Origin of the sequence: Mycolicibacter algericus DSM 45454, from assembly GCF_002086455.1 — a bacterium.
Classification (GTDB): Bacteria; Actinomycetota; Actinomycetes; order Mycobacteriales; family Mycobacteriaceae; genus Mycobacterium; species Mycobacterium algericum.
Genome location: NZ_MVHC01000019.1, coordinates 30,711 through 48,950, shown reverse-complemented (window position 1 = coordinate 48,950; position 18,240 = coordinate 30,711). Strand labels below are relative to the sequence as shown.

Here is an 18,240-nt window from a genome sequence, read left to right as displayed (position 1 = left end):
TCAACACCGCAGACTCGCCGACCGGAGGCCCACCCTTGGACCCGTCGCTGTTGGAATGGCTGGTGACGGTCGCGGGGCTGTCCGCGGTACTCGGATTCGACCTGTTCCTGGTCGCCCGCCGGCTGCATGAGCCGACGATCCGCGAGGTCGCGATGCGGTTGACGTTCTACATCGGTCTGGCGGTGGCGTTCGGCGTCTGGGTGTGGGCGCATCACGGTTCGAAGTACGGCATGCAGTTCTTCGCAGGCTGGCTCACCGAGTACAGCCTGTCGGTGGACAACCTGTTCGTCTTCGTGATCATCATGAACAGCTTCAACGTGCCCAAGAAGTACCGGCAGGAGGCACTGTTCGTCGGGATCGTGCTGGCGTTGTCGTTCCGGTCGGTGTTCATCGCGTTGGGTGGGGTTGCCGCGCAACGGCTCTCGTGGACGTTCTACCTGTTCGGGGCGTTCATGGCCTACACCGCGATCAAACTGCTGCGCCACGGTGACCACGTCGGCGACGGCGGCGAGGGCAACAACTTCGTGGTGCGGTTCGCCCGCAACCACTTCAATGTCACCGATCGCTGGGCAGGCGTGCGGTTCTTCGTCCGGGACGGCGCCGGGGCCTGGGCTGTCACCCCGATGTTCCTGGTGGCGCTGGCGCTGGGCACCACCGACCTGGTGTTCGCCATGGATTCCATACCGGCCATCTACGGCCTGACCCGCCAGCCCTACCTGGTCTTCGCCGCCACCGTGTTCGCCCTGATGGGTCTGCGTCAGCTCTACTTCATCCTCGGCAAACTGCTGAACCGGTTCGTGTATCTGTCCCGCGGTCTGGCCCTGATCCTGGGTTTCATCGGGGTGCGGATGGTGTTGCACGCGTTGCGCACCAACGAGGTGTGGTTCATCAACTCCGGCCGTAATTTCAATGTCCCGGAGATCCCCACGCCGGCGAGTCTGGCGGTCGTCGCCGGGGTGCTGGTGCTGACGACGGTGGCCAGCCTGTACCGGACCCGCGGCGGGGCCAAGGCCGGCGGGTTACCCGAGTGAGAAGACCGGGATCGAGGGCGCCGCGGACCGCAGTTCGTCGTCGTCGGAGTCCGGTGTCACCCCCGCCATGAACCCCTTGACCTGCCAGTGCCACCGCCGAAGGTACTGGCGCAGCACCACCGGTTTGTCGTCGTCGGAGACTTCGGTGACCCGGGTCGGGGTCCGCCGCCACCGCGGCCCGAGCAGCACCTCGCCGGCGGCTCGCGCATTGCGTACCCACTCGGTTTCGCCGCGGGGCGCCACCAGGTAGTCCACCCCGTCGACGGACAGCAGATTGATCACGACACCGCGGAGTTCGCCGCTCTTGCGGCCTCGCACGGTGAGCGCGCGGGTGCCGGCGACGCTGATGCCCGCCTCGGCGAGCCGGCGGATCAGCGCATTGCCGAATCGGGCCGTCGCGCTCGGTCGGTCGTAACGGGTGGTCATGCCCCGCCCCTTCCACTATGAGAGCATTGCTCTCGCTTGAAGGTGATCCTGGCACGACGAGCCGGCAAATACAAGAGCGGTGCTCTCGAATCTGTCAGACTCAACCCCATGGGTAAACGGCAGGAGGCGCGGGAACGCATCGAGGCGAAGATCATCGAGGTCGGCCGGCGCCAGCTGCTGGCGCACGGCGCCGCGGGGCTGTCACTGCGTGCCGTCGCCCGAGACCTCGGCATGGTCTCGTCGGCGGTCTACCGCTATGTGGCCGGCCGCGACGAGTTGCTCACCCTGCTGGTGGTCGACGCCTATTCCGACCTGGCCGACACGGTGGACCGGGCCCGCAGCCCGGGGGCTCGGTGGCGCGACGAGATACGGGTCATCGGCCACGCGGTGCGGGACTGGGCGCTGGCGCATCCGGCCCGGTGGGCATTGCTGTACGGCAGCCCGGTTCCGGGGTATCACGCGCCGGCCGAACGGACCGTCGTGCCCGGCACCCGGGTGATCGCGGCCATGCTCGAGACCGTCGCGGCCGGCATCGCCGCCGGGGACATACCGCCCACGAGTCAACTTGCGACGCAGCCGTTGTCGGCCGACTCCGACCGGATCCGCGCGGAATTCGGCTTCATCGGCGACGACGGCGTCATCGCGAAATGCCTCCTGCTGTGGGCCGCCCTGGTCGGCGCCATCAGTCTGGACGTGTTCGGCGGCTACGGCGCCGACACCCTGACCCGACCGCGGGCGGTGTTCGACGCCCAGCTCAGCCTGCTGCTGGGGATGCTGACCCAGCCGCCGGATTAACGCGGCGGTCCCAGCTTCGGCTCTCCTTCGTCGAGCCTCGCTAAACCGCCGGATCAGTGACCGGAGGTCTTGAACCGCTCGATCGACCGGGTGATCTCGGCCTCGGCCTCGGCGCGGCCCACCCAGTCGGCGGCCTTGACGAACTTGCCCGGCTCCAGGTCCTTGTAGTGCACGAAGAAGTGCTTGATCGCGTCCAGCTCGTACTCCGGCACGTCGCCGATGTCGGCGATGTGGTCCCAGCGGTGGTCGCCGGCCGGCACGCACAGCACCTTGTCGTCGCCGCCGGCCTCGTCGGTCATCCGGAACATCCCCACCGGACGAGCCTCGACGATCACGCCGGGGAACACCGACTGCGGCAGCAGCACCATCGCGTCCAGCGGGTCGCCGTCCTCGCCGAGGGTGTCCTCGATGAAGCCGTAGTCGGCGGGGTAGCCCATCGGCGTGTAGAGGTAGCGGTCGAGCTTGACCCGCCCGGTGGCGTGGTCGATCTCGTACTTGTTGCGCTGGCCCTTGGGGATTTCGATGGTCACGTCGAATTGCACGCCGCACAGTCTAAGGCGGCCGGAGTCATGCCCCCACCCCGCCCTTCCGGCACAATTGGCCCCGACAGGCAGGGAGGGACATGGACTCCACTCGGTGGCGGCACAGCAGCACCCATCTGGGCATCGCGGGCGCGGTCCTGGCATTGGCCGCCGCCGTGGTGGTGGTGGCAGCGATTGTGCTCCCGGACGAGTCCGGCGCCGGCGCCCACGTCGTCGCGCCGGCACCGACCGCGACCGCCGAACCCGGGGTCGTCCCGGTCGTCGACGACGCCCCGGTGCCGACCGGCAGCGCCCTGACAGCAGCCATGTCGGCCGCGCTGGCCGACCCCAACCTGGGCCGCCTCACCGGCCGGATTACCGACGCGCTGACCGGCAAGGCGCTGTGGACACAGCAGGAAGACCTGCCGATGCAGCCGGCGTCCACCAACAAGGTGCTCACCGCGGCGGCCGCGCTGCTGGCGCTGGATCTGAGCACCCGCGTCACCACCCGGGTGACCGCGGGTGACCAGCCCGGCGTGGTGGTGCTGGTCGGCGCCGGCGACCCGACGCTGTCGACGGCCGAGGTCGGCCAGGACACCTGGTACCGCGACGCCGCCCGGATCAGCGACCTGGCCGATCAGGTCCGCCGCAGCGGCGTGACGCCCACCGAGGTCCGGGTGGACGTGTCGGCGTTCAGCGGCCCGAGCATGGCGCCGGGCTGGGACCCGGACGACATCGAAGGCGGCGACATCGCCCCGATCGAGGCGGTGATGGTCGACGGCGGCAGGATCCAGCCGACCACGGTCGAATCCCGGCGGTCGCGGACCCCCGCGCTGGACGCCGGCGAGGCGCTGGCCGCCGAACTCGGACTCGACGCCGACAAGGTCAGCATCGCGACCGCGTCGGTGACCGGACGGGAACTGGGCGCGGTGTCCTCGGCGCCACTGGTGGTGCGACTGGGCGAGATGATGAACGCCTCGGACAACGTGATGGCCGAATGCATCGGCCGGGAGGTGGCCGCGGCGATGGGCCGGCCGCGATCCTTCGCCGGCGCGGTCGACGCGGTGACCAACCGGCTGGCCACCGCCCATATCGCGGTCAGCGGCGCCAGTCTTTATGACTCCAGCGGGCTGTCGGTCGACAACCGGTTGTCCGCCCGCAACCTCGACGCGGTGGTGCAGGCGGCGGCCGGCCCCGACCAGCCGGAGTTGCGGCCGCTGTTGGACATGCTGCCGGTTGCCGGTGGCAGCGGCACGCTGTCCGATCGTTTCCTCGACCCCAGGACCGGCCGCGGTGCGGCCGGCTGGCTGCGTGCCAAGACGGGCTCGTTGACCCGGACCAACGCGCTGGCCGGCATCGTCACCGACCGCGACCGCCGGGTGCTGACATTCGCGTTCATCTCCAACGACGCCGGGCCGACCGGTCGGACCTCGATCGATGCCTTGGCCGCGGTGTTGCGGACGTGCGGATGCGGATGACCGAGCCCGATATCGGCCGCGCGGTGGACTGGGGGTTCGCCGCCACGGTGGGCGGCTGGCTGGTGCGCCCGGCGCCGCCGATGACCGACTACACCCGACGCCAGGTGATCGACGACCTGCACCGCAGCGCCCGGGCCGCCGAACCGCTGGTGCGGGAGGTCACCGGGCTGGGCGCCGACGGCCCGGTGCCCGAAGCGCGCATCATCGACCGGCCGCAGTGGATCGCCGCCGCCGCCGACTCGATGCGGGTGATGACGGGCGGCACCGAGACGTCGGTCGGGTTCTTCAGCGGCCGGCTGGCCGGGGCGCAGACCGGCGCGTTGCTGGCCTTCGTCTCCTCGGGCATCCTGGGCCAGTACGACCCGTTCTGTGCCGAAGACGGGCACGGGACGGGGCTGCTGCTGCTGGTCTACCCCAACGTGGTCGCCGTCGAGCGGCAACTGCGGGTCTCACCGGCCGACTTCCGGCTGTGGGTGTGCCTGCACGAGGTGACTCACCGGGTGCAGTTTTCCGTGAACCCGTGGCTGGCCGACTACATGTCGACGGCGCTGGGGGTGCTCACCGGCGACGGCAGCCCGGACCTCACCCAGGTGGTGAGCAGATTGGCCGACTACGTGCGGGGCCGCCGCGATGAGGCCGGACCGTCGGGAATCCTGGGTCTGGTGCGGGCGGTGCAGTCCGAGGACCAGCGCACCGCGCTGGACCAGCTGCTGACGCTGGGGGCGCTGCTCGAGGGACATGCCGACCACGTGATGGACGCGGTCGGTCCGGCGGCGGTGCCCTCGGTGGCGACGATCCGGAACCGCTTCGAGGAACGTCGTCAGCGCAGCCAGCCGCCGCTGCAACGGTTGTTGCGCGCGCTGATGGGTCTCGACGCCAAGCTCAGCCAGTACACCCGCGGCAAGGCCTTCGTCGACACCGTGGTCGGCCGGGTCGGCATGGACCGGTTCAACGCGGTGTGGTCGAGCCCGCAGCACCTGCCGTTGCCCGCCGAGATCGAAGAGCCGCAGCAGTGGATCGATCGGGTGCTGTAGCCGGGCTGCGCGCCGCGCTGCTGGCGTTCGCCGAACGCCACCTGCCCGAAGTGGAGCCCTGGTGCGTGGCGCTGTCGGGCGGTCCGGACTCGCTGGCCCTGACCGCCGTCGCGGCGCAGCTGCGGCCCACCACGGCGCTGATCGTCGACCACGGCCTGCAAGCCGGCTCCGCGCAGGTGGCCGGTCGTGCGCGCAGCCAGGCTATCGAGCTGGGATGCGTTGACGCGCAGGTCATCCCGGTGACCGTCGGAGGCAAAGGTTTTCGAGGCGGGCCGGAAGCCGCGGCACGCACCGCTCGTTACGGCGCGTTGGAGCGCGCCCGTGACCGGCGCCCGGTGTTGCTGGGTCACACCCTTGACGACCAGGCGGAGACGGTGCTGCTCGGGCTGGGGCGCGGGTCGGGGCCCCGGTCGCTGGCCGGAATGCGGCCCCATGACCCGCCGTGGTGCCGGCCGCTGCTGGGAGTGCGGCGTGCGGCGACCCGGGAGGCCTGCACCGAGCTGGCATTGACGCCCTGGCTCGATCCGCACAACAGTGATAAGCGCTTCACCCGGGTGCGACTGCGCTTGCAGGTGCTGCCACTGCTGGAGGATGTGCTGGGCGGCGGGGTGGCCGAGGCGCTGGCCCGCAGCGCGACCGCGTTGCGGGAGAACACCGAGCTGATCGACGCCCTGGCCGAGCAGGCCGCGCCGGAGGTCACGGCCGGCGCCGGGCTGGACACCGCTGGTCTTGCCGGTCTGGCCGGTCCGGTGCGCCGGGCGGTGATCCGTCGCTGGTTGCTGGCCGGTGGCGGCCGCGGGCTGACCGACCTGCAGATCCGCGCGGTGGATCGGCTGGTCACGCAGTGGCGCGGCCAGGGTGGGGTGGCGGTCGGATCGGACCTGCGCGGCGAGCGGCTCTTCGCCGTCCGCGACGACGGCGTGCTGCGGCTGCGCCGGGAGCCGGTCTGAGCATCGGGAGTTGGTCGTCGCGCGCCGGGCATGGCACGCTGTGCTGGTGGCTGCGTTCTCGCCGGGGGAGACACCCGAGTCGTACGCGGGCGACATCAAATCGGTGCTGCTGACCGAGCAGCAGATTCGAGCCCGCACCGCCGAACTGGGCGCGCAGATCGCCGCCGACTACACCGACGGCTCGAGGCCGGCCACCCAGGGTGAAAGCGGAGATCTACTGCTGATCACCGTGCTCAAGGGCGCCGTGCTGTTCGTCACCGACCTGGCCCGCGCCATCCCGCTGCCCACCCAGTTCGAGTTCATGGCGGTCAGCTCCTACGGTTCCTCCACGTCCTCGTCGGGGGTGGTGCGCATCCTCAAGGACCTGGACCGCGACATCAGCGACCGCGACGTGCTGATCGTCGAGGACGTCGTCGACTCCGGCCTGACCCTGTCGTGGCTGCTGCGCAACCTGGCCGCCCGCCGGCCCCGGTCGCTGCGGGTCTGCACGCTGTTGCGCAAACCCGAGGCGGTGCGCGCCGGAGTCGACATCGCCTACGTGGGTTTCGACATCCCGAATGACTTCGTGGTCGGCTACGGGCTGGACTACATCGAGCGCTACCGCGACCTGCCCTACATCGGCACCCTGGATCCGCGGATCTATCAGAGCTGATCGCCGACGAATGCTCTCCGTTCCGCCGAGCGTTATTCGGGGTGACGCGCCGGGGTGGCCGGCTTACTGATTTGGTTGGCGTTGGCGGAACTCTAGCGTCGGTTGCCGCTTTCAGTGTGTCGATGCCACGGCAACATCGGACGGCGCGCGAGAATCGCTGGATGAGCCACCCGGAGAATCAGCCAGAATCGTTCTCATCAACCGGTGGTGCCGCCTCGGATCCTCGATCTGCATTACGTCATCGCGATCCCGGCATCCCCGCCGCTCAGGACAAATGGCCAGCGCCGTGGCTGATAGTTGCCAGCGTTGCTGCGGCTTTGGCTCTGATATTTTTTCTCGGCGTTGGCTATGGGCTGCAGTGGGGTGCACAACAATGGGGGCCGGTGGCCGTATGGATTGGAACCGCAGCGACGTTCGCGGCTGTGGTCGTCGCGCTTGTGCAGTCGCGCGCTGCGCAGCGCACAGCCCAGCAACAAGAACTGGACAGGCGTATAGACCATGAAGTCAGTCGACGCCGGGAGTGCATCAGAGCACTGAGCGACCTCTGGGGCGGGATCAACAGCTTGAATCTCGACTTCCGTGCTTACGTCCTCTATCTACGACATTCTTTACCGCCAAATTTTAACTCCAAAGATCAGCATCCCGACGCGGCGCCGGGGCAAACGTACTCGAATGTGAATTATAACGAATTGCATAAATTTGTTGCTAAGCGCGCAGATAATCTCGAAACGCCGCTGTTCTACGCTATGGCACTGCTTAATGGGACGCCAATGGATGCCGCTTTGGACCAGCTTCAGGAACGAGTCAACAGCTGGCATGACGAGATTTACGCAATCCAACGAGACCTAACCGATGGCGCACGGCCCTGCCTCGACTTGTGGGTACAAGCATGGGACGACGTTCTAGCCCTGCGCCCCGAACATCTCGACTTGACACGACAGCACTTCGGTTTGGTCCGCGCGGACATTGCATCGCATATACGCAGTTGATCGTGATCTCATGGGGCGGGCGCTGGGAGGACCGCTAGCGCGGTCTTGAGGGAGCAACCCTCTCGTGCTCGACTGATCCGGTGATTCCGGCCCCATACCTTCGCCGACCGATCCTCAGCTCAGTTCCCACACCGCGGTCACCGAGAAGCCCACCGTCTGCTGGCCGGGCTCCACCGGGGGCGGTGCGGCCATCGCGCGCGGCATCGGCGCCTCGACCGATGTCGGCGACGGCGTGCCGCCGGCCACCTCGGAGATTGAGAGCACCCGGCCCAGCTGCAGGCCCGACAGCTGGGCGTACTGCTCGGCGCGGTCCCTGGCGTCGTTGAAGGCGCGCTCGCGGGCGTCGCGCACCAGCTGCGAATCATCCTCGATGGAGTAGCTGATCCCGTGGATCCGGGTGGCGTCCCCGCCGGCGCGCACGATCACGGCCAGCACCTGGGAGGCGGATTCGCGCTCGACCTTGACCCGGATGGTGTTGCCGGCCCGGTACCCGGTGATGTTCGCCGACCCGCCGGGCTCGGCGTTGCCGTACTGCGGCTGCAGGCTGACTCCGGTGGTGCTGATGTCCTTGCGGTCCACCCCGGCGTCGATCAGCGCGTCGATCACCGCCTGCTGGCGCTCGCTGGTCTGATTCATCGCGGTGGTGACATCGGCGGCGACGAACTCGATGCTTGCCTCGGTGGTCAAGGTATCCGGGATGCCTTGCACCTCACCGGATCCGACGACAGTCACCTGCCGGGACGGTTCCGGGCCGTCGGCACCGGGCACGGCGTCGCAGCCGGCCAACGCGGCGGTGGTCAGGCCCGCCAGGGCCAGCGTCGTCGACCAGCGGAGGCTCATCCGGGCGCGGCGTGTCGGCATGACTGGCACCTTATCGGAGTCGGGGACCGGGTCTTGCCAAAAGCCCGATGCGGCACACTGGGACGATGACCGTTGCCCCCGCGAGAGCGCTGTCCAAGGCCATCGAAGCCTTCGCCGGGCAGGTGTATTTCGCGCCGGAGTGTCACCGCGGCTACGCGGCGCTCGGTTTCGGGGCCAGTCCGGGGACGTCCGGTGGCGTCGAGCTGCCCGACGGCCCGGCCTACTTCTGCAGTCGTGGCTCGGCGCTCGGACAGGCCTCCGGGCAGGTGATCGCCGCGACCTTCGGGGTGTTCAACCCGGCGGTGGTGGTTCCGGCGGTCGACTACGGCTGGACGCTCACCGACGCGCCGGCCATCCGCGCGGCGCGCACCGACGGCTCGGCGGCCCAGCTGCGCCGCGTCCTCGGCGATGCGCCCGAGGGTCTCGATCGGGCGACGGCGCTGCTGGGCCGAGCCGCTGACGGGCTGCCGTTGGCGGGCAAGCCGCTGTTCGCCGGGCTGGTCGCCGCCGGACTTCTGGGCGACCCGCTCACCGACGCCTGGCTGTTGGCCGACCAGTTGCGGGAGTTCCGTGGCGACGCGCACGTGAACGCCTGGGTCGCAGCGGGTTTCGACGCCGTCGAGATCGGCCTGATCACCGAGCTGTACCGCGGGTTGCCGCCGCGCAGCTATGTGCGCAGCAGGGCTTTCAGCGAGGATGAGCTGAGTGCCGGCGAGGCGCGGCTCGCCGAGCGGGGCTTGGCCCGCGACGGCGTGCTCAGCGACGCCGGGCGCGCGGCCCGCGAGTCGGTGGAGACGGCGACCGATGCGGCGTGCGAACAGATCGTGGCCCGGCTCGGCGACGAGCTGCCCGAGTTGGTCGAGCTGGTGGGCGGCTGGTCGAAGCGGTTGCGTGAGGCCGGCGCCTTCCCCGCCTGAGCCTGCTTCAGGGTGTGACCAGGATCTTGCAGTGCCGGTCCGGGTCGGCCAGATCGTCGAATGCCGTCCCCACGGCGTCGAGTCCGACCTCGCCGGTGATCAGCGGTGCCACGTCGATCCGGCCCTCGGCGATCGCCTGTAGCGACGCGGCGAACTCCGCGGGCTCGTAGGCCAACACGAACTGCACGTTGATCTCCTTGGCGACACCGAAGAACGGGTGCACGGTGTCGGGCTGCATGCACACTCCCGCGACCACCAGCCGGGCCCCGACCGGCGCGCGCCGCAGCACGTCGTCGATGATGCCGGGCACGCCGATCGCTTCGAAGACCACCTTCGGCGTGACCGTGTCGAACGGAGAACCATCGGCCGGGTCGAGTGACCGATGCGCGCCCATCGCCGTCGCGAGGTCGCGCCGGGCGTGTGAATAGTCCGCTGCCACAATGTGTTCCACGCCGTGGGTTCGCAGTGCGGCGACGATCGCAATCCCGATCGGGCCGCAGCCCAGCACCAGCGCCGTATCGCCGGGCGTGATGCCGGACTTGTTGACCGCATGCAGTCCCACCGCCATCGGCTCGGTCAGCGCGGCGTGCCGGGGGTCCAGCCCGTTCGGGATGGGCACCAGCAGCGGGGCCGACAACAACATCTTCTCGGCATAACCGCCCACCGTGGCGTTGGAGTAGACGATCGGTTCAATACCCTTGGCGGCCAGCAGAACCGGAATCGACGTGACGGGCGTGCCGGCGGGAAAGGTGTCGGTGTCGGGACCGGCCTGCAGTACCCGAGCGCTGAATTCGTGGCCCATGAAGATGTCGGCGCCCAGGTCGACGGCGGTCTCGGCGGCCGGGGTGCCGGACATGGCCTGGGTCGCGGCCAGGACCTGCTCGCCGTGCGCGGCGAAGTGCAGGTCGGATCCGCAGATGCCGCAGGCCAACACCTCGACCAGCACCTGACCCTGGCCCGGCGTCGGCTCCGGCACGTCGTCGCGGTAGACCATCCGCCCGTCGCGCAGCACCGCGGCGCGCATCACCGCGGTCCGGACTCGGCGGCGTGCTCCACCACGGCGTTCTTGATCGCCTCGCCGGCCCGGCCGAACAACGTGTCACGCATGCCCTTGGCCCACTCGTGTGACGCCCGAGGCGCGGCGAGTTGGCCCTTGAAGTGGGGAATCACCTTGCGGGCCAACAGCTCATAACTGTGGTAGGTCGCCTCCGGCGAGGCCCAGTCGTGTCCCAGGAACAGCAGGGTGCCGAACCCGCCGGAGCGCTCCAGCAGGTCGGTGATGTGCTCGATGGCATCGTCGGGGGTGCCGATGCAGCAGCTGCCCGCCGCCGCATAGGCCTCGACGAACTCGGTCGGGGTCTGCGGCGAGCCCTCGACCTCGCTGGCCAGCGGAACGAACCCGGCCGCGCCGAAATAGTTCGCGAAATCCTGCAGGCCGTAAGTGCAGTCGGCCACCGCCTGTTCGCGGGTGTCGGCGATGTGCATGATGCTCAACACCCGCCAGCCGGCACGGTCCGGCTCGTCGCGGCCGGCCTTGACGGCCTGGTCGCAAACCACCTGCCAAGCGCTCTCGAGCGCGGCGAAGCCGCCCGGCACCGACATCGACAGCGACAGCAGTGAGGTGCCCAGTGCGCCGGCCAGTCGCGGTCCGGACGGCGAGATCATCGCCGCGGTCGAGACCTCCGGATACGGCCAGGTGTAGGGCCGGATGTGCAACGCGGCGTCACGCAGCGTGAACCAGTCCGAATGGCGGGTGACCAACTCGCCGGGCTCGGCGCGGAACAGCGCAAGGATCGCCTCCAGTGACTCCTGCATCATCCGGCGCTGCTCGACGGGATCGATGCCCATCATGTGTGCGTCGGTGGGCAGCGCGCCCGGTCCGGTGCCGAACATCACCCGGCCCCGGGTCAGGTGGTCCAGCAGTACCCAGCGGTCGGCGACCATCAGCGGGTGGTGATAGGGCAGCGAGACCACGCCGGTGCCCAGCCGGATGTGCTTGGTGCGTTCGGCGGCCGCGGCGATGAACACCTCCGGGCAGGCGATCAGCTCGTAGCCACCCGAGTGGTGCTCGCCGAACCAGGCCTCGTCGAACCCCAGCCGGTCCAGCGCGACCACCCGTTCAAGGTCGTATTCCAGTGCGACCGTCGGCGACTGGCCCAGCGCGTGAAACGGGGTGATGAAAACCCCGAAGCGCAGCGGCGCGGCCATCACGACACGGCTCCGGCCGGCAGGCCCGCCAGAAACTCGAGCAGCGCGGCGTTGACCTCGTCGGGCCGCTCCTGCTGCAGCCAGTGACCGGCGCCGTCGATCATCACCTCGCGGTAGGGCCCGGTGACCAGTTCACTGGCCCGATCCCGGCGGGTGAAGCTCAGCACCGGATCAGCGGACCCGGCGATGAACAGTGCTGGAACGTCGATGGTGGCAGCAGGTGGATTGGCCATGATCTCCCAGTTGCGGTCGAGATTGCGATACCAGTTCAGCCCGCCGGTGAAACCGGTACGGGTGAACTCGGCGATGTAGTGGTCCAGTTCGTCGGCGCTGATCCAGTCCGGCCGTGCGGCCGGTTCGGCCAGCCGTTCGATGAAACCCGCCGGGCCGGGAGCGGTCATCCGGATCGCCGAGTCATGATCGCCCGGGCTCAGGCTGCCCATCATCCGGCGCATGGTGCGAGCCGGGTCGGAGCCCAGTTCGGCGTCGGCGACACCGGGCTGCTGGAAATAGAGCATGTAGAAGAAGTTCTCGCCGAAGATCTTGCGGAACGCCTCGGTGGGCGGGGCCTGCGGGCGGGGTACCGGCGGCACGCTGAGCCCCGCCACAGCGACCACCCGCTCGGGGTGCAGTTGCGCGGCACTCCAGACCACCGGCGCACCCCAGTCGTGGCCGATCCAGACCGCACGGGTGGCCCCGACGTCGTCGAGCAGACCGACCAGGTCGCCGGTGAGCGCCGCGATGTCGTAGGCCGCGATCTCCTCCGGCCGCGACGAACCGCCGTAGCCGCGCTGATCGGGGGCCAGCACATGAAAGCCCGCGTCGGCCAGCGCGGGAATCTGATGTCGCCACGAGTAGGCCAGTTCCGGGAAGCCGTGTGCCAGCAACACCACCGGGGCGCCGGATTCGCCCGCTTCGGTGACCCGCAGGGTCACGCCGTTGGTGTCGACGAGACGTTCGGTTTGGTTGGCCACCGTCCCACCAAAGCACAACCGGTCCCGGGCGGAGAAGGGATTGCCGGGTCCGGCCAGCTCCAACCCATGCCGGACGACCGGGGCGGTAGCCTGAACATGCCCAGCTGCATGTACTGGAAGGATTTGGGCCGAGTTCGGCCGATGTCTGATGAATCGCAAAAACGTGATCCGCACCGTCACCGCGATCGCCGTGGTGCTGTTGCTCGGTTGGTCGTTCTTCTATTTCAGTGACGACACCCGCGGATACAAACCGGTCGACACCTCGGTCGCGGTGGCCCAGATCCACAGCGGAAACGTCAAGAGCGCCCAGCTCGACGACCGCGAGCAACAGTTGCGGCTGGTGCTGAAGAACCCGCTCACCAGCGTCGAGCTCTCCGACAAGGACGACAAGGCCGCCAGATCGGGCAAGTCCGAGCAGGTCGACAAGCTGATAGCGAAGTACCCGACCGGGTACGCGGTTCCGCTCTACACCGCGCTGACCAAGCAGAAGGCGGAGATCAACACCGTCGTCAACCAGGGCAGCATGCTGGGCACGCTGCTGATCTACATGCTGCCGATGTTGTTGCTGATCGGCCTGTTCGTGATGTTCTCCCGCATGCAGGGCGGTGCCCGGATGGGCTTCGGCTTCGGCAAGTCGCGGGCCAAACAGCTGGGTAAGGACATGCCCAAGACCACCTTCGCCGACGTCGCCGGCGTCGACGAGGCGGTCGAGGAGCTCTACGAGATCAAGGACTTCCTGCAGAACCCGGGCCGGTATCAGGCGCTGGGCGCCAAGATCCCCAAGGGTGTGCTGCTCTACGGCCCGCCCGGCACCGGCAAGACGCTGCTGGCCCGGGCGGTGGCCGGCGAGGCCGGTGTGCCCTTCTTCACCATCTCCGGCTCGGATTTCGTGGAGATGTTCGTCGGTGTGGGTGCCTCCCGGGTGCGCGACCTGTTCGAGCAGGCCAAACAGAACAGCCCCTGCATCGTGTTCGTCGACGAGATCGACGCGGTCGGGCGGCAGCGGGGCGCCGGCATGGGCGGCGGGCACGACGAGCGCGAACAGACCCTCAACCAGTTGCTGGTGGAGATGGACGGGTTCGGTGAGCGGGCCGGCGTCATCTTGATCGCAGCGACCAACCGGCCCGACATCCTCGACCCTGCGTTGCTGCGGCCCGGCCGGTTCGACCGCCAGATCCCGGTGACCAACCCCGACATCGCCGGCCGGCGCGCGGTGCTGCGGGTGCATTCGGCGGGCAAGCCGATCGGGCCGGACGCCGATCTGGACGGGCTGGCCAAGCGCACCGTCGGCATGTCCGGCGCCGATCTGGCCAACGTGATCAACGAGGCGGCGTTGCTGACCGCACGGGAGAACGGCACCGTCATCACCGGCGCGGCGCTGGAGGAGGCCGTCGACCGGGTGATCGGCGGCCCGCGGCGCAAGAGCCGGATCATCAGCGAACACGAGAAGAAGATCACCGCCTACCACGAGGGCGGACACACCTTGGCGGCGTGGGCGATGCCGGACATCGACCCCGTCTACAAGGTCACCATCCTGGCCCGCGGCCGCACCGGCGGGCATGCGGTGGCGGTGCCCGAAGAGGACAAGGGACTGCGCACCCGCTCGGAGATGATCGCCCAGTTGGTGTTCGCGATGGGTGGGCGTGCCGCCGAGGAACTGGTGTTCCGCGAGCCGACCACCGGCGCGGTCTCCGACATCGAAAAGGCCACCCAGGTCGCCCGGGCGATGGTCACCGAGTACGGCATGAGCGCCAAGCTCGGCGCGGTGCGCTACGGCAGCGAACACGGTGACCCGTTCGTGGGGCGCACCATGGGGACTCAACCGGACTATTCCCACGAGGTGGCCCGCGACATCGACGACGAAGTGCGCAAGCTCATCGAGGCGGCCCACACCGAGGCCTGGGAGATCCTCACCGAATACCGCGACGTGCTCGACACGCTGGCAGGCGAACTGCTGGAGAAGGAGACGCTGCACCGCGCCGATCTGGAGAAGATCTTCGGTGACGTGGCCAAGCGACCACGGCTGACCATGTTCGACGACTTCGGCGGCCGGGTCCCGTCCGACAAGCCGCCGATCAAGACTCCCGGTGAGCTGGCCATCGAGCGTGGTGAACCGTGGCCGCAGCCCCGGCCCGAGCCGGCGTTCAAGGCCGCCATCGCCCAGGCGACGCGCGAGGCGGCGGCCCGGGCGGGCGAATCCGGTACCAACGGCAGCAACGGCGTGCCCGCCGGTGACGCCGGAGCGGGAACCCAGCCGGACTATGGTGCCCCCGCGGGCTGGCATGCGCCGGGCTGGCCGCCGCCTCCCCAGCAGCAGCAGCCGCAGCCGCAGCCGCACTCCGGCTACTGGTACCCGCCGCAGCAGTGGCCGCAGCAGGGTTACCCGCCGGCGCAGCCCTACCCGCCGTATCAGCCCTACCCCGCACCCCCGCCGGCGCCGGCGGCGCCGCCCGGCGAGGGCGACGGCCACCAGCGCGGCACTGAGAAGAACAGGTCCGAACCGCCGTCCGGCGACTGAGAGAGTGGGATCGGCGATGACCTCAACAGGTTTCGATCAAGCGCGCGCCGAAGCCGCGGTGCGCGAACTGCTGTACGCGGTCGGCGAAGATCCGGACCGGGCGGGTCTGGTCGACACCCCGGCGCGGGTGGCCAGGGCGTACCAGGAGATGTTCGCCGGGCTCTACACCGACCCGGACACGGTGCTGGAGACCACCTTCGACGAACAGCACGATGAAATGGTGCTGGTCAAGGAGATCCCGCTGTACTCGACCTGCGAGCACCACCTGGTCTCCTTTCACGGCGTCGCTCATGTCGGCTACATCCCCGGCGACGACGGCCGGATCACCGGTTTGTCCAAGCTGGCGCGGGTGGTGGACCTCTACGCCAAGCGGCCGCAGGTGCAGGAGCGGTTGACCGGGCAGGTCGCCGACGCCCTGATGCGCAAACTGAACCCGCGCGGGGTCATCGTGGTGGTCGAGGCCGAGCACTTGTGCATGGCGATGCGGGGGGTGCGCAAGCCCGGTGCGATCACCACGACGTCGGCGGTGCGCGGCCAGTTCAAGTCCGACAGCGCGTCGCGCGCCGAAGCCCTGGAACTCATCCGGCGCAAGTGAACCCGACATGCGCCCAGGTCGTCGGGGTGGTCAACGTCACCGCCGACTCGTTCTCCGATGGCGGGCGCTACCTGAACGCCGACCGTGCCGTGGCGCACGGTCTGGAACTGGTGGCTGAGGGGGCTGCGATCATCGACGTCGGGGGTGAATCGACCCGGCCCGGCGCGGTGCGTGCCGATCCGCGGGCAGAAGCGCAACGGGTCGTTCCCGTTGTGAGAGAACTTGCAGCCCAGGGTATTACCGTCAGTATCGACACGATGAACGCAGCCGTCGCCCGGGCCGCGCTGGACTGCGGAGCCGAGATCGTCAACGACGTCTCCGGAGGGCGGGCCGATCCGGCGATGGCGCCGCTGCTGGCCGCCTCGGGTGCCGGCTGGGTGCTGATGCACTGGCGCCCGGTCGATCCCGGGCATCCGCATCGCGTTCCGGGCTACCGTGACGTCGTCGCCGAGGTGCGTGCCGACCTGCTCGCCTCGGTCGACGCCGCGGTCGCCGGCGGTGTGGACCCGACGAAGTTGATCATCGACCCCGGGCTGGGATTCGCCAAAACGGCGCAACACAATTGGACCCTGTTGAAGGCGCTGCCAGAGCTGGTCGGCATCGGCATACCGGTGCTCGTCGGAGCGTCGCGCAAACGGTTTCTCGGTACGCTGCTGGCTGGAGCCGACGGTGCGCCGCGGCCGCCCGACGAGCGGGAGACCGCCACCGCGGTCATCTCCGCGCTCGCCGGCCTGCACGGCGCCTGGGGCGTGCGGGTGCACGACGTGCGGGCCTCGGTCGACGCGCTCAGGGTCGTCGACGCCTGGACCGCAGCCGGGTCGCAAGGAGGCACGAGCGATGACTGACCGGATCGAATTGCGCGGGCTGAAGGTTCGCGGCAACCACGGCGTATTCGCCCACGAGCGGGCCGACGGCCAGGACTTCATCGTTGACATCACGGTGTGGATGGACCTGTCGGTCGCGGCCGCCAGCGACGCGCTGGCCGACACCTACGACTACGGGGTACTGGCGCAGCGCGCCGCCGAGATCATCGCCGGGCCGGCCCGCGACCTCATCGAGACCGTGGCCGCCGAGATAGCCGACGAGGTCATGGCCGATGCGCGGGTGCAGGCGGTGGAGGTAACGCTGCACAAGCCGCACGCCCCGATCCCGCTGACCTTTGCCGACGTCGCGGTGGTGGCGCGGCGATCACGACGCGACCGGCGCGGGACGGTGGTCCCGGCATGAGTGTGAGGAGGAGCGGCGCCGATGACTGAAGCGGTGCTTTCCATCGGATCCAACCTGGGTGATCGGTTGGCCAGGTTGCAGTCGGCCGTCGACGGCTTCGGCACGGCGGTCCGCGAGGTGTCCGGGGTCTACGAGAGCGAAGCGTGGGGCGGGGTCGATCAGGGTCGCTTCCTCAACGCGGTGCTGATCGTGGAGGATCCGGCCGTCGACAAACACGGTTGGCTGCACCGCGCACAGGACCTGGAACAGGCGGCGGACCGGGTCCGTGGCGAACGCTGGGGCCCGCGAACCCTCGACGTCGACGTGATCAGCTGCCGCGAACAACCCGGGGGCGCGGAGCTGTTCTCCCGCGACGACGGGCTGACACTGCCGCACCCGCTGGCGCATCTGCGCGCGTTCGTCATGGTTCCGTGGCTGGCGGTCGAGCCGGAGGCGCAGCTGACGGTGGCCGGCCGGCAGTGCGCGGTGGCGGGCCTGCTGGACGAACTGGAACCCGCCGACCGCACCTCGCTGCGGCTGACCGACCTGGTGCTGCAGCGCTGATGGGCCCGACCCGTAAACGAGACGTCACCGCAGGCGTGGTCGCCGCTGCGGTGCTCAGCTACCTGGCGGTTCCGCTGTTGTACCGATGGTTCCCGCCGATCACCGCCTGGACCGGGATATCGCTGCTGGTGGCCGCGATCGCCGAGGCGGCCTGGGGCCGGTATGTCCGGGAGAAGATCGATGACGGCCAGATCGGCGTGGGGCCCGGGTGGCTGCACCCGCTGGCGGTGGCGCGCACCGTGGTGGTCGCCAAGGCCTCGGCCTGGATGGGTGCGCTGGTGCTCGGCTTCTGGCTCGGTGTGCTGGGCTACCTGTTGCCGCGCCGCGCCGCGCTGCACGTCGCCGCCGAGGACACCGGAGGCGCGGTGGTCGCCGCGGTCAGTGCACTGGCACTGCTCATCGCTGCGCTGTGGTTGCAGAACTGCTGCAAGTCGCCGCAGGACCCCGGACAGTCCGGGCAGCTGACCGGAAATCAGCCGGGGTGAGAATCGCCGGAGCAGGGCGACACGCGGAGTGACCTC

20 protein-coding genes are annotated in these 18,240 nt (G+C 69.3%); 14 read left to right on the top strand and 6 right to left on the bottom strand.

The genetic code is table 11. The features are described from left to right. The first annotated feature begins 35 nt into the window (after window positions 1–35). Window positions 36–1,031 (top strand): TerC/Alx family metal homeostasis membrane protein, encoded by a 996-nt coding sequence (locus BST10_RS16200; RefSeq protein ID WP_083039009.1) that lies wholly within the window; start codon window positions 36–38, stop codon window positions 1,029–1,031. Here BST10_RS16200 and BST10_RS16195 read toward each other — a convergent pair. Then, window positions 1,020–1,457, bottom strand: coding sequence for a PNPOx family protein (locus tag BST10_RS16195; protein WP_083039007.1), 438 nt, complete (start codon window positions 1,455–1,457; stop codon window positions 1,020–1,022). The genes BST10_RS16200 and BST10_RS16195 overlap by 12 nt on opposite strands. Before the next feature lie 108 nt (window positions 1,458–1,565). Here BST10_RS16195 and BST10_RS16190 point away from each other — a divergent pair, with 108 nt between their 5' ends. Continuing rightward, on the top strand, window positions 1,566–2,252 hold the full coding sequence (locus tag BST10_RS16190; RefSeq protein ID WP_083039004.1) for a TetR/AcrR family transcriptional regulator: 687 nt from the start codon (window positions 1,566–1,568) through the stop codon (window positions 2,250–2,252). 53 nt (window positions 2,253–2,305) lie between these two features. Here BST10_RS16190 and BST10_RS16185 read toward each other — a convergent pair whose 3' ends face one another. After that, complete coding sequence (locus BST10_RS16185; RefSeq protein WP_013830833.1) at window positions 2,306–2,794, bottom strand: inorganic diphosphatase; 489 nt, start codon at window positions 2,792–2,794, stop codon at window positions 2,306–2,308. 80 nt (window positions 2,795–2,874) lie between these two features. On the opposite strand from BST10_RS16185, the gene dacB reads away from it, so the two are divergent. The 5 genes from dacB to BST10_RS23870 all read left to right on the top strand — a co-directional run bounded on the left by dacB (window position 2,875) and on the right by BST10_RS23870 (window position 7,876). Further along, window positions 2,875–4,251, top strand: coding sequence for a D-alanyl-D-alanine carboxypeptidase/D-alanyl-D-alanine endopeptidase (gene dacB / locus BST10_RS16180; RefSeq protein ID WP_083039002.1), 1,377 nt, complete (start codon window positions 2,875–2,877; stop codon window positions 4,249–4,251). Further along, complete coding sequence (locus tag BST10_RS16175) at window positions 4,242–5,285, top strand: zinc-dependent metalloprotease (RefSeq protein ID WP_371869167.1); 1,044 nt, start codon at window positions 4,242–4,244, stop codon at window positions 5,283–5,285. Before dacB ends, BST10_RS16175 begins: the two co-directional genes overlap by 10 nt. Then, complete coding sequence (gene tilS / locus BST10_RS16170) at window positions 5,264–6,235, top strand: tRNA lysidine(34) synthetase TilS (protein ID WP_013830829.1); 972 nt, start codon at window positions 5,264–5,266, stop codon at window positions 6,233–6,235. Before BST10_RS16175 ends, tilS begins: the two co-directional genes overlap by 22 nt. A gap of 10 nt (window positions 6,236–6,245) precedes the next feature. Beyond that, on the top strand, window positions 6,246–6,887 hold the full coding sequence (gene hpt, locus BST10_RS16165; RefSeq protein WP_083039000.1) for a hypoxanthine phosphoribosyltransferase: 642 nt from the start codon (window positions 6,246–6,248) through the stop codon (window positions 6,885–6,887). 161 nt (window positions 6,888–7,048) lie between these two features. After that, window positions 7,049–7,876, top strand: coding sequence for a hypothetical protein (locus BST10_RS23870; protein WP_235673646.1), 828 nt, complete (start codon window positions 7,049–7,051; stop codon window positions 7,874–7,876). Window positions 7,877–7,990: 114 nt separating this feature from the next. Here the strand turns inward: BST10_RS23870 and BST10_RS16160 are convergent, their stop codons facing one another. Further along, window positions 7,991–8,737, bottom strand: coding sequence for an SIMPL domain-containing protein (locus tag BST10_RS16160; protein ID WP_083038998.1), 747 nt, complete (start codon window positions 8,735–8,737; stop codon window positions 7,991–7,993). 65 nt (window positions 8,738–8,802) lie between these two features. Here BST10_RS16160 and BST10_RS16155 point away from each other — a divergent pair, with 65 nt between their 5' ends. After that, the gene (locus BST10_RS16155) at window positions 8,803–9,654 is read left to right on the top strand and encodes an SCO6745 family protein (RefSeq protein ID WP_083038996.1); all 852 of its coding nucleotides are present in this window, start codon (window positions 8,803–8,805) and stop codon (window positions 9,652–9,654) included. Window positions 9,655–9,661: 7 nt separating this feature from the next. Here the strand turns inward: BST10_RS16155 and BST10_RS16150 are convergent, their stop codons facing one another. Genes BST10_RS16150 through BST10_RS16140 form a run of 3 tightly spaced genes read right to left on the bottom strand, consistent with a single transcriptional unit; the run spans window position 9,662 to window position 12,836 of the window. Continuing rightward, the gene (locus BST10_RS16150; RefSeq protein ID WP_083038994.1) at window positions 9,662–10,678 is read right to left on the bottom strand and encodes a zinc-binding dehydrogenase; all 1,017 of its coding nucleotides are present in this window, start codon (window positions 10,676–10,678) and stop codon (window positions 9,662–9,664) included. Further along, window positions 10,678–11,862 carry an LLM class flavin-dependent oxidoreductase gene (locus BST10_RS16145; protein ID WP_083038992.1) on the bottom strand — a complete coding sequence of 395 codons (1,185 nt, stop codon included), beginning with the start codon at window positions 11,860–11,862 and terminating at the stop codon, window positions 10,678–10,680. The genes BST10_RS16150 and BST10_RS16145 overlap by 1 nt, the downstream gene beginning before the upstream one ends. Next, window positions 11,862–12,836, bottom strand: a complete 975-nt coding sequence (locus BST10_RS16140) for an alpha/beta fold hydrolase (protein WP_013830823.1) — start codon at window positions 12,834–12,836, stop codon at window positions 11,862–11,864. The genes BST10_RS16145 and BST10_RS16140 overlap by 1 nt, the downstream gene beginning before the upstream one ends. Window positions 12,837–12,984: 148 nt before the next feature. On the opposite strand from BST10_RS16140, the gene ftsH reads away from it, so the two are divergent. From ftsH to BST10_RS16110, 6 genes are read left to right on the top strand one after another with little or no spacing between them, the layout of a single operon-like run. Then, window positions 12,985–15,354: an ATP-dependent zinc metalloprotease FtsH gene (ftsH, locus tag BST10_RS16135; RefSeq protein ID WP_083038990.1), complete on the top strand. Its 2,370-nt coding sequence runs from the start codon at window positions 12,985–12,987 to the stop codon at window positions 15,352–15,354. A gap of 16 nt (window positions 15,355–15,370) precedes the next feature. Beyond that, complete coding sequence (folE, locus tag BST10_RS16130; protein ID WP_041318987.1) at window positions 15,371–15,949, top strand: GTP cyclohydrolase I FolE; 579 nt, start codon at window positions 15,371–15,373, stop codon at window positions 15,947–15,949. After that, window positions 15,946–16,794, top strand: a complete 849-nt coding sequence (gene folP, locus BST10_RS16125) for a dihydropteroate synthase (protein ID WP_083038988.1) — start codon at window positions 15,946–15,948, stop codon at window positions 16,792–16,794. The genes folE and folP overlap by 4 nt, the downstream gene beginning before the upstream one ends. Further along, window positions 16,787–17,176, top strand: a complete 390-nt coding sequence (folB, locus tag BST10_RS16120; RefSeq protein WP_013830819.1) for a dihydroneopterin aldolase — start codon at window positions 16,787–16,789, stop codon at window positions 17,174–17,176. The genes folP and folB overlap by 8 nt, the downstream gene beginning before the upstream one ends. Window positions 17,177–17,197: 21 nt before the next feature. Beyond that, window positions 17,198–17,719, top strand: a complete 522-nt coding sequence (gene folK, locus BST10_RS16115; RefSeq protein WP_013830818.1) for a 2-amino-4-hydroxy-6-hydroxymethyldihydropteridine diphosphokinase — start codon at window positions 17,198–17,200, stop codon at window positions 17,717–17,719. After that, window positions 17,719–18,204, top strand: a complete 486-nt coding sequence (locus tag BST10_RS16110) for a DUF3180 domain-containing protein (protein WP_083038986.1) — start codon at window positions 17,719–17,721, stop codon at window positions 18,202–18,204. The genes folK and BST10_RS16110 overlap by 1 nt, the downstream gene beginning before the upstream one ends. The last annotated feature ends 36 nt before the right edge of the window (window positions 18,205–18,240 follow it).

What these genes read in the sequence shown, in the direction of transcription:
- BST10_RS16195 (WP_083039007.1), bottom strand. Translation starts at nt 1,457, where the DNA reads ATGACCACCCGTTACGACCGACCGAGCGCGACGGCCCGATTCGGCAAT.
- BST10_RS16190 (WP_083039004.1), top strand. Translation starts at nt 1,566, where the DNA reads ATGGGTAAACGGCAGGAGGCGCGGGAACGCATCGAGGCGAAGATCATC.
- dacB (WP_083039002.1), top strand. Translation starts at nt 2,875, where the DNA reads ATGGACTCCACTCGGTGGCGGCACAGCAGCACCCATCTGGGCATCGCG.
- BST10_RS16175 (WP_371869167.1), top strand. Translation starts at nt 4,242, where the DNA reads ATGCGGATGACCGAGCCCGATATCGGCCGCGCGGTGGACTGGGGGTTC.
- BST10_RS23870 (WP_235673646.1), top strand. Translation starts at nt 7,049, where the DNA reads ATGAGCCACCCGGAGAATCAGCCAGAATCGTTCTCATCAACCGGTGGT.
- BST10_RS16160 (WP_083038998.1), bottom strand. Translation starts at nt 8,737, where the DNA reads ATGCCGACACGCCGCGCCCGGATGAGCCTCCGCTGGTCGACGACGCTG.
- BST10_RS16155 (WP_083038996.1), top strand. Translation starts at nt 8,803, where the DNA reads ATGACCGTTGCCCCCGCGAGAGCGCTGTCCAAGGCCATCGAAGCCTTC.
- BST10_RS16150 (WP_083038994.1), bottom strand. Translation starts at nt 10,678, where the DNA reads ATGCGCGCCGCGGTGCTGCGCGACGGGCGGATGGTCTACCGCGACGAC.
- BST10_RS16145 (WP_083038992.1), bottom strand. Translation starts at nt 11,862, where the DNA reads ATGGCCGCGCCGCTGCGCTTCGGGGTTTTCATCACCCCGTTTCACGCG.
- ftsH (WP_083038990.1), top strand. Translation starts at nt 12,985, where the DNA reads ATGAATCGCAAAAACGTGATCCGCACCGTCACCGCGATCGCCGTGGTG.
- folE (WP_041318987.1), top strand. Translation starts at nt 15,371, where the DNA reads ATGACCTCAACAGGTTTCGATCAAGCGCGCGCCGAAGCCGCGGTGCGC.
- folB (WP_013830819.1), top strand. Translation starts at nt 16,787, where the DNA reads ATGACTGACCGGATCGAATTGCGCGGGCTGAAGGTTCGCGGCAACCAC.
- folK (WP_013830818.1), top strand. Translation starts at nt 17,198, where the DNA reads ATGACTGAAGCGGTGCTTTCCATCGGATCCAACCTGGGTGATCGGTTG.
- BST10_RS16110 (WP_083038986.1), top strand. Translation starts at nt 17,719, where the DNA reads ATGGGCCCGACCCGTAAACGAGACGTCACCGCAGGCGTGGTCGCCGCT.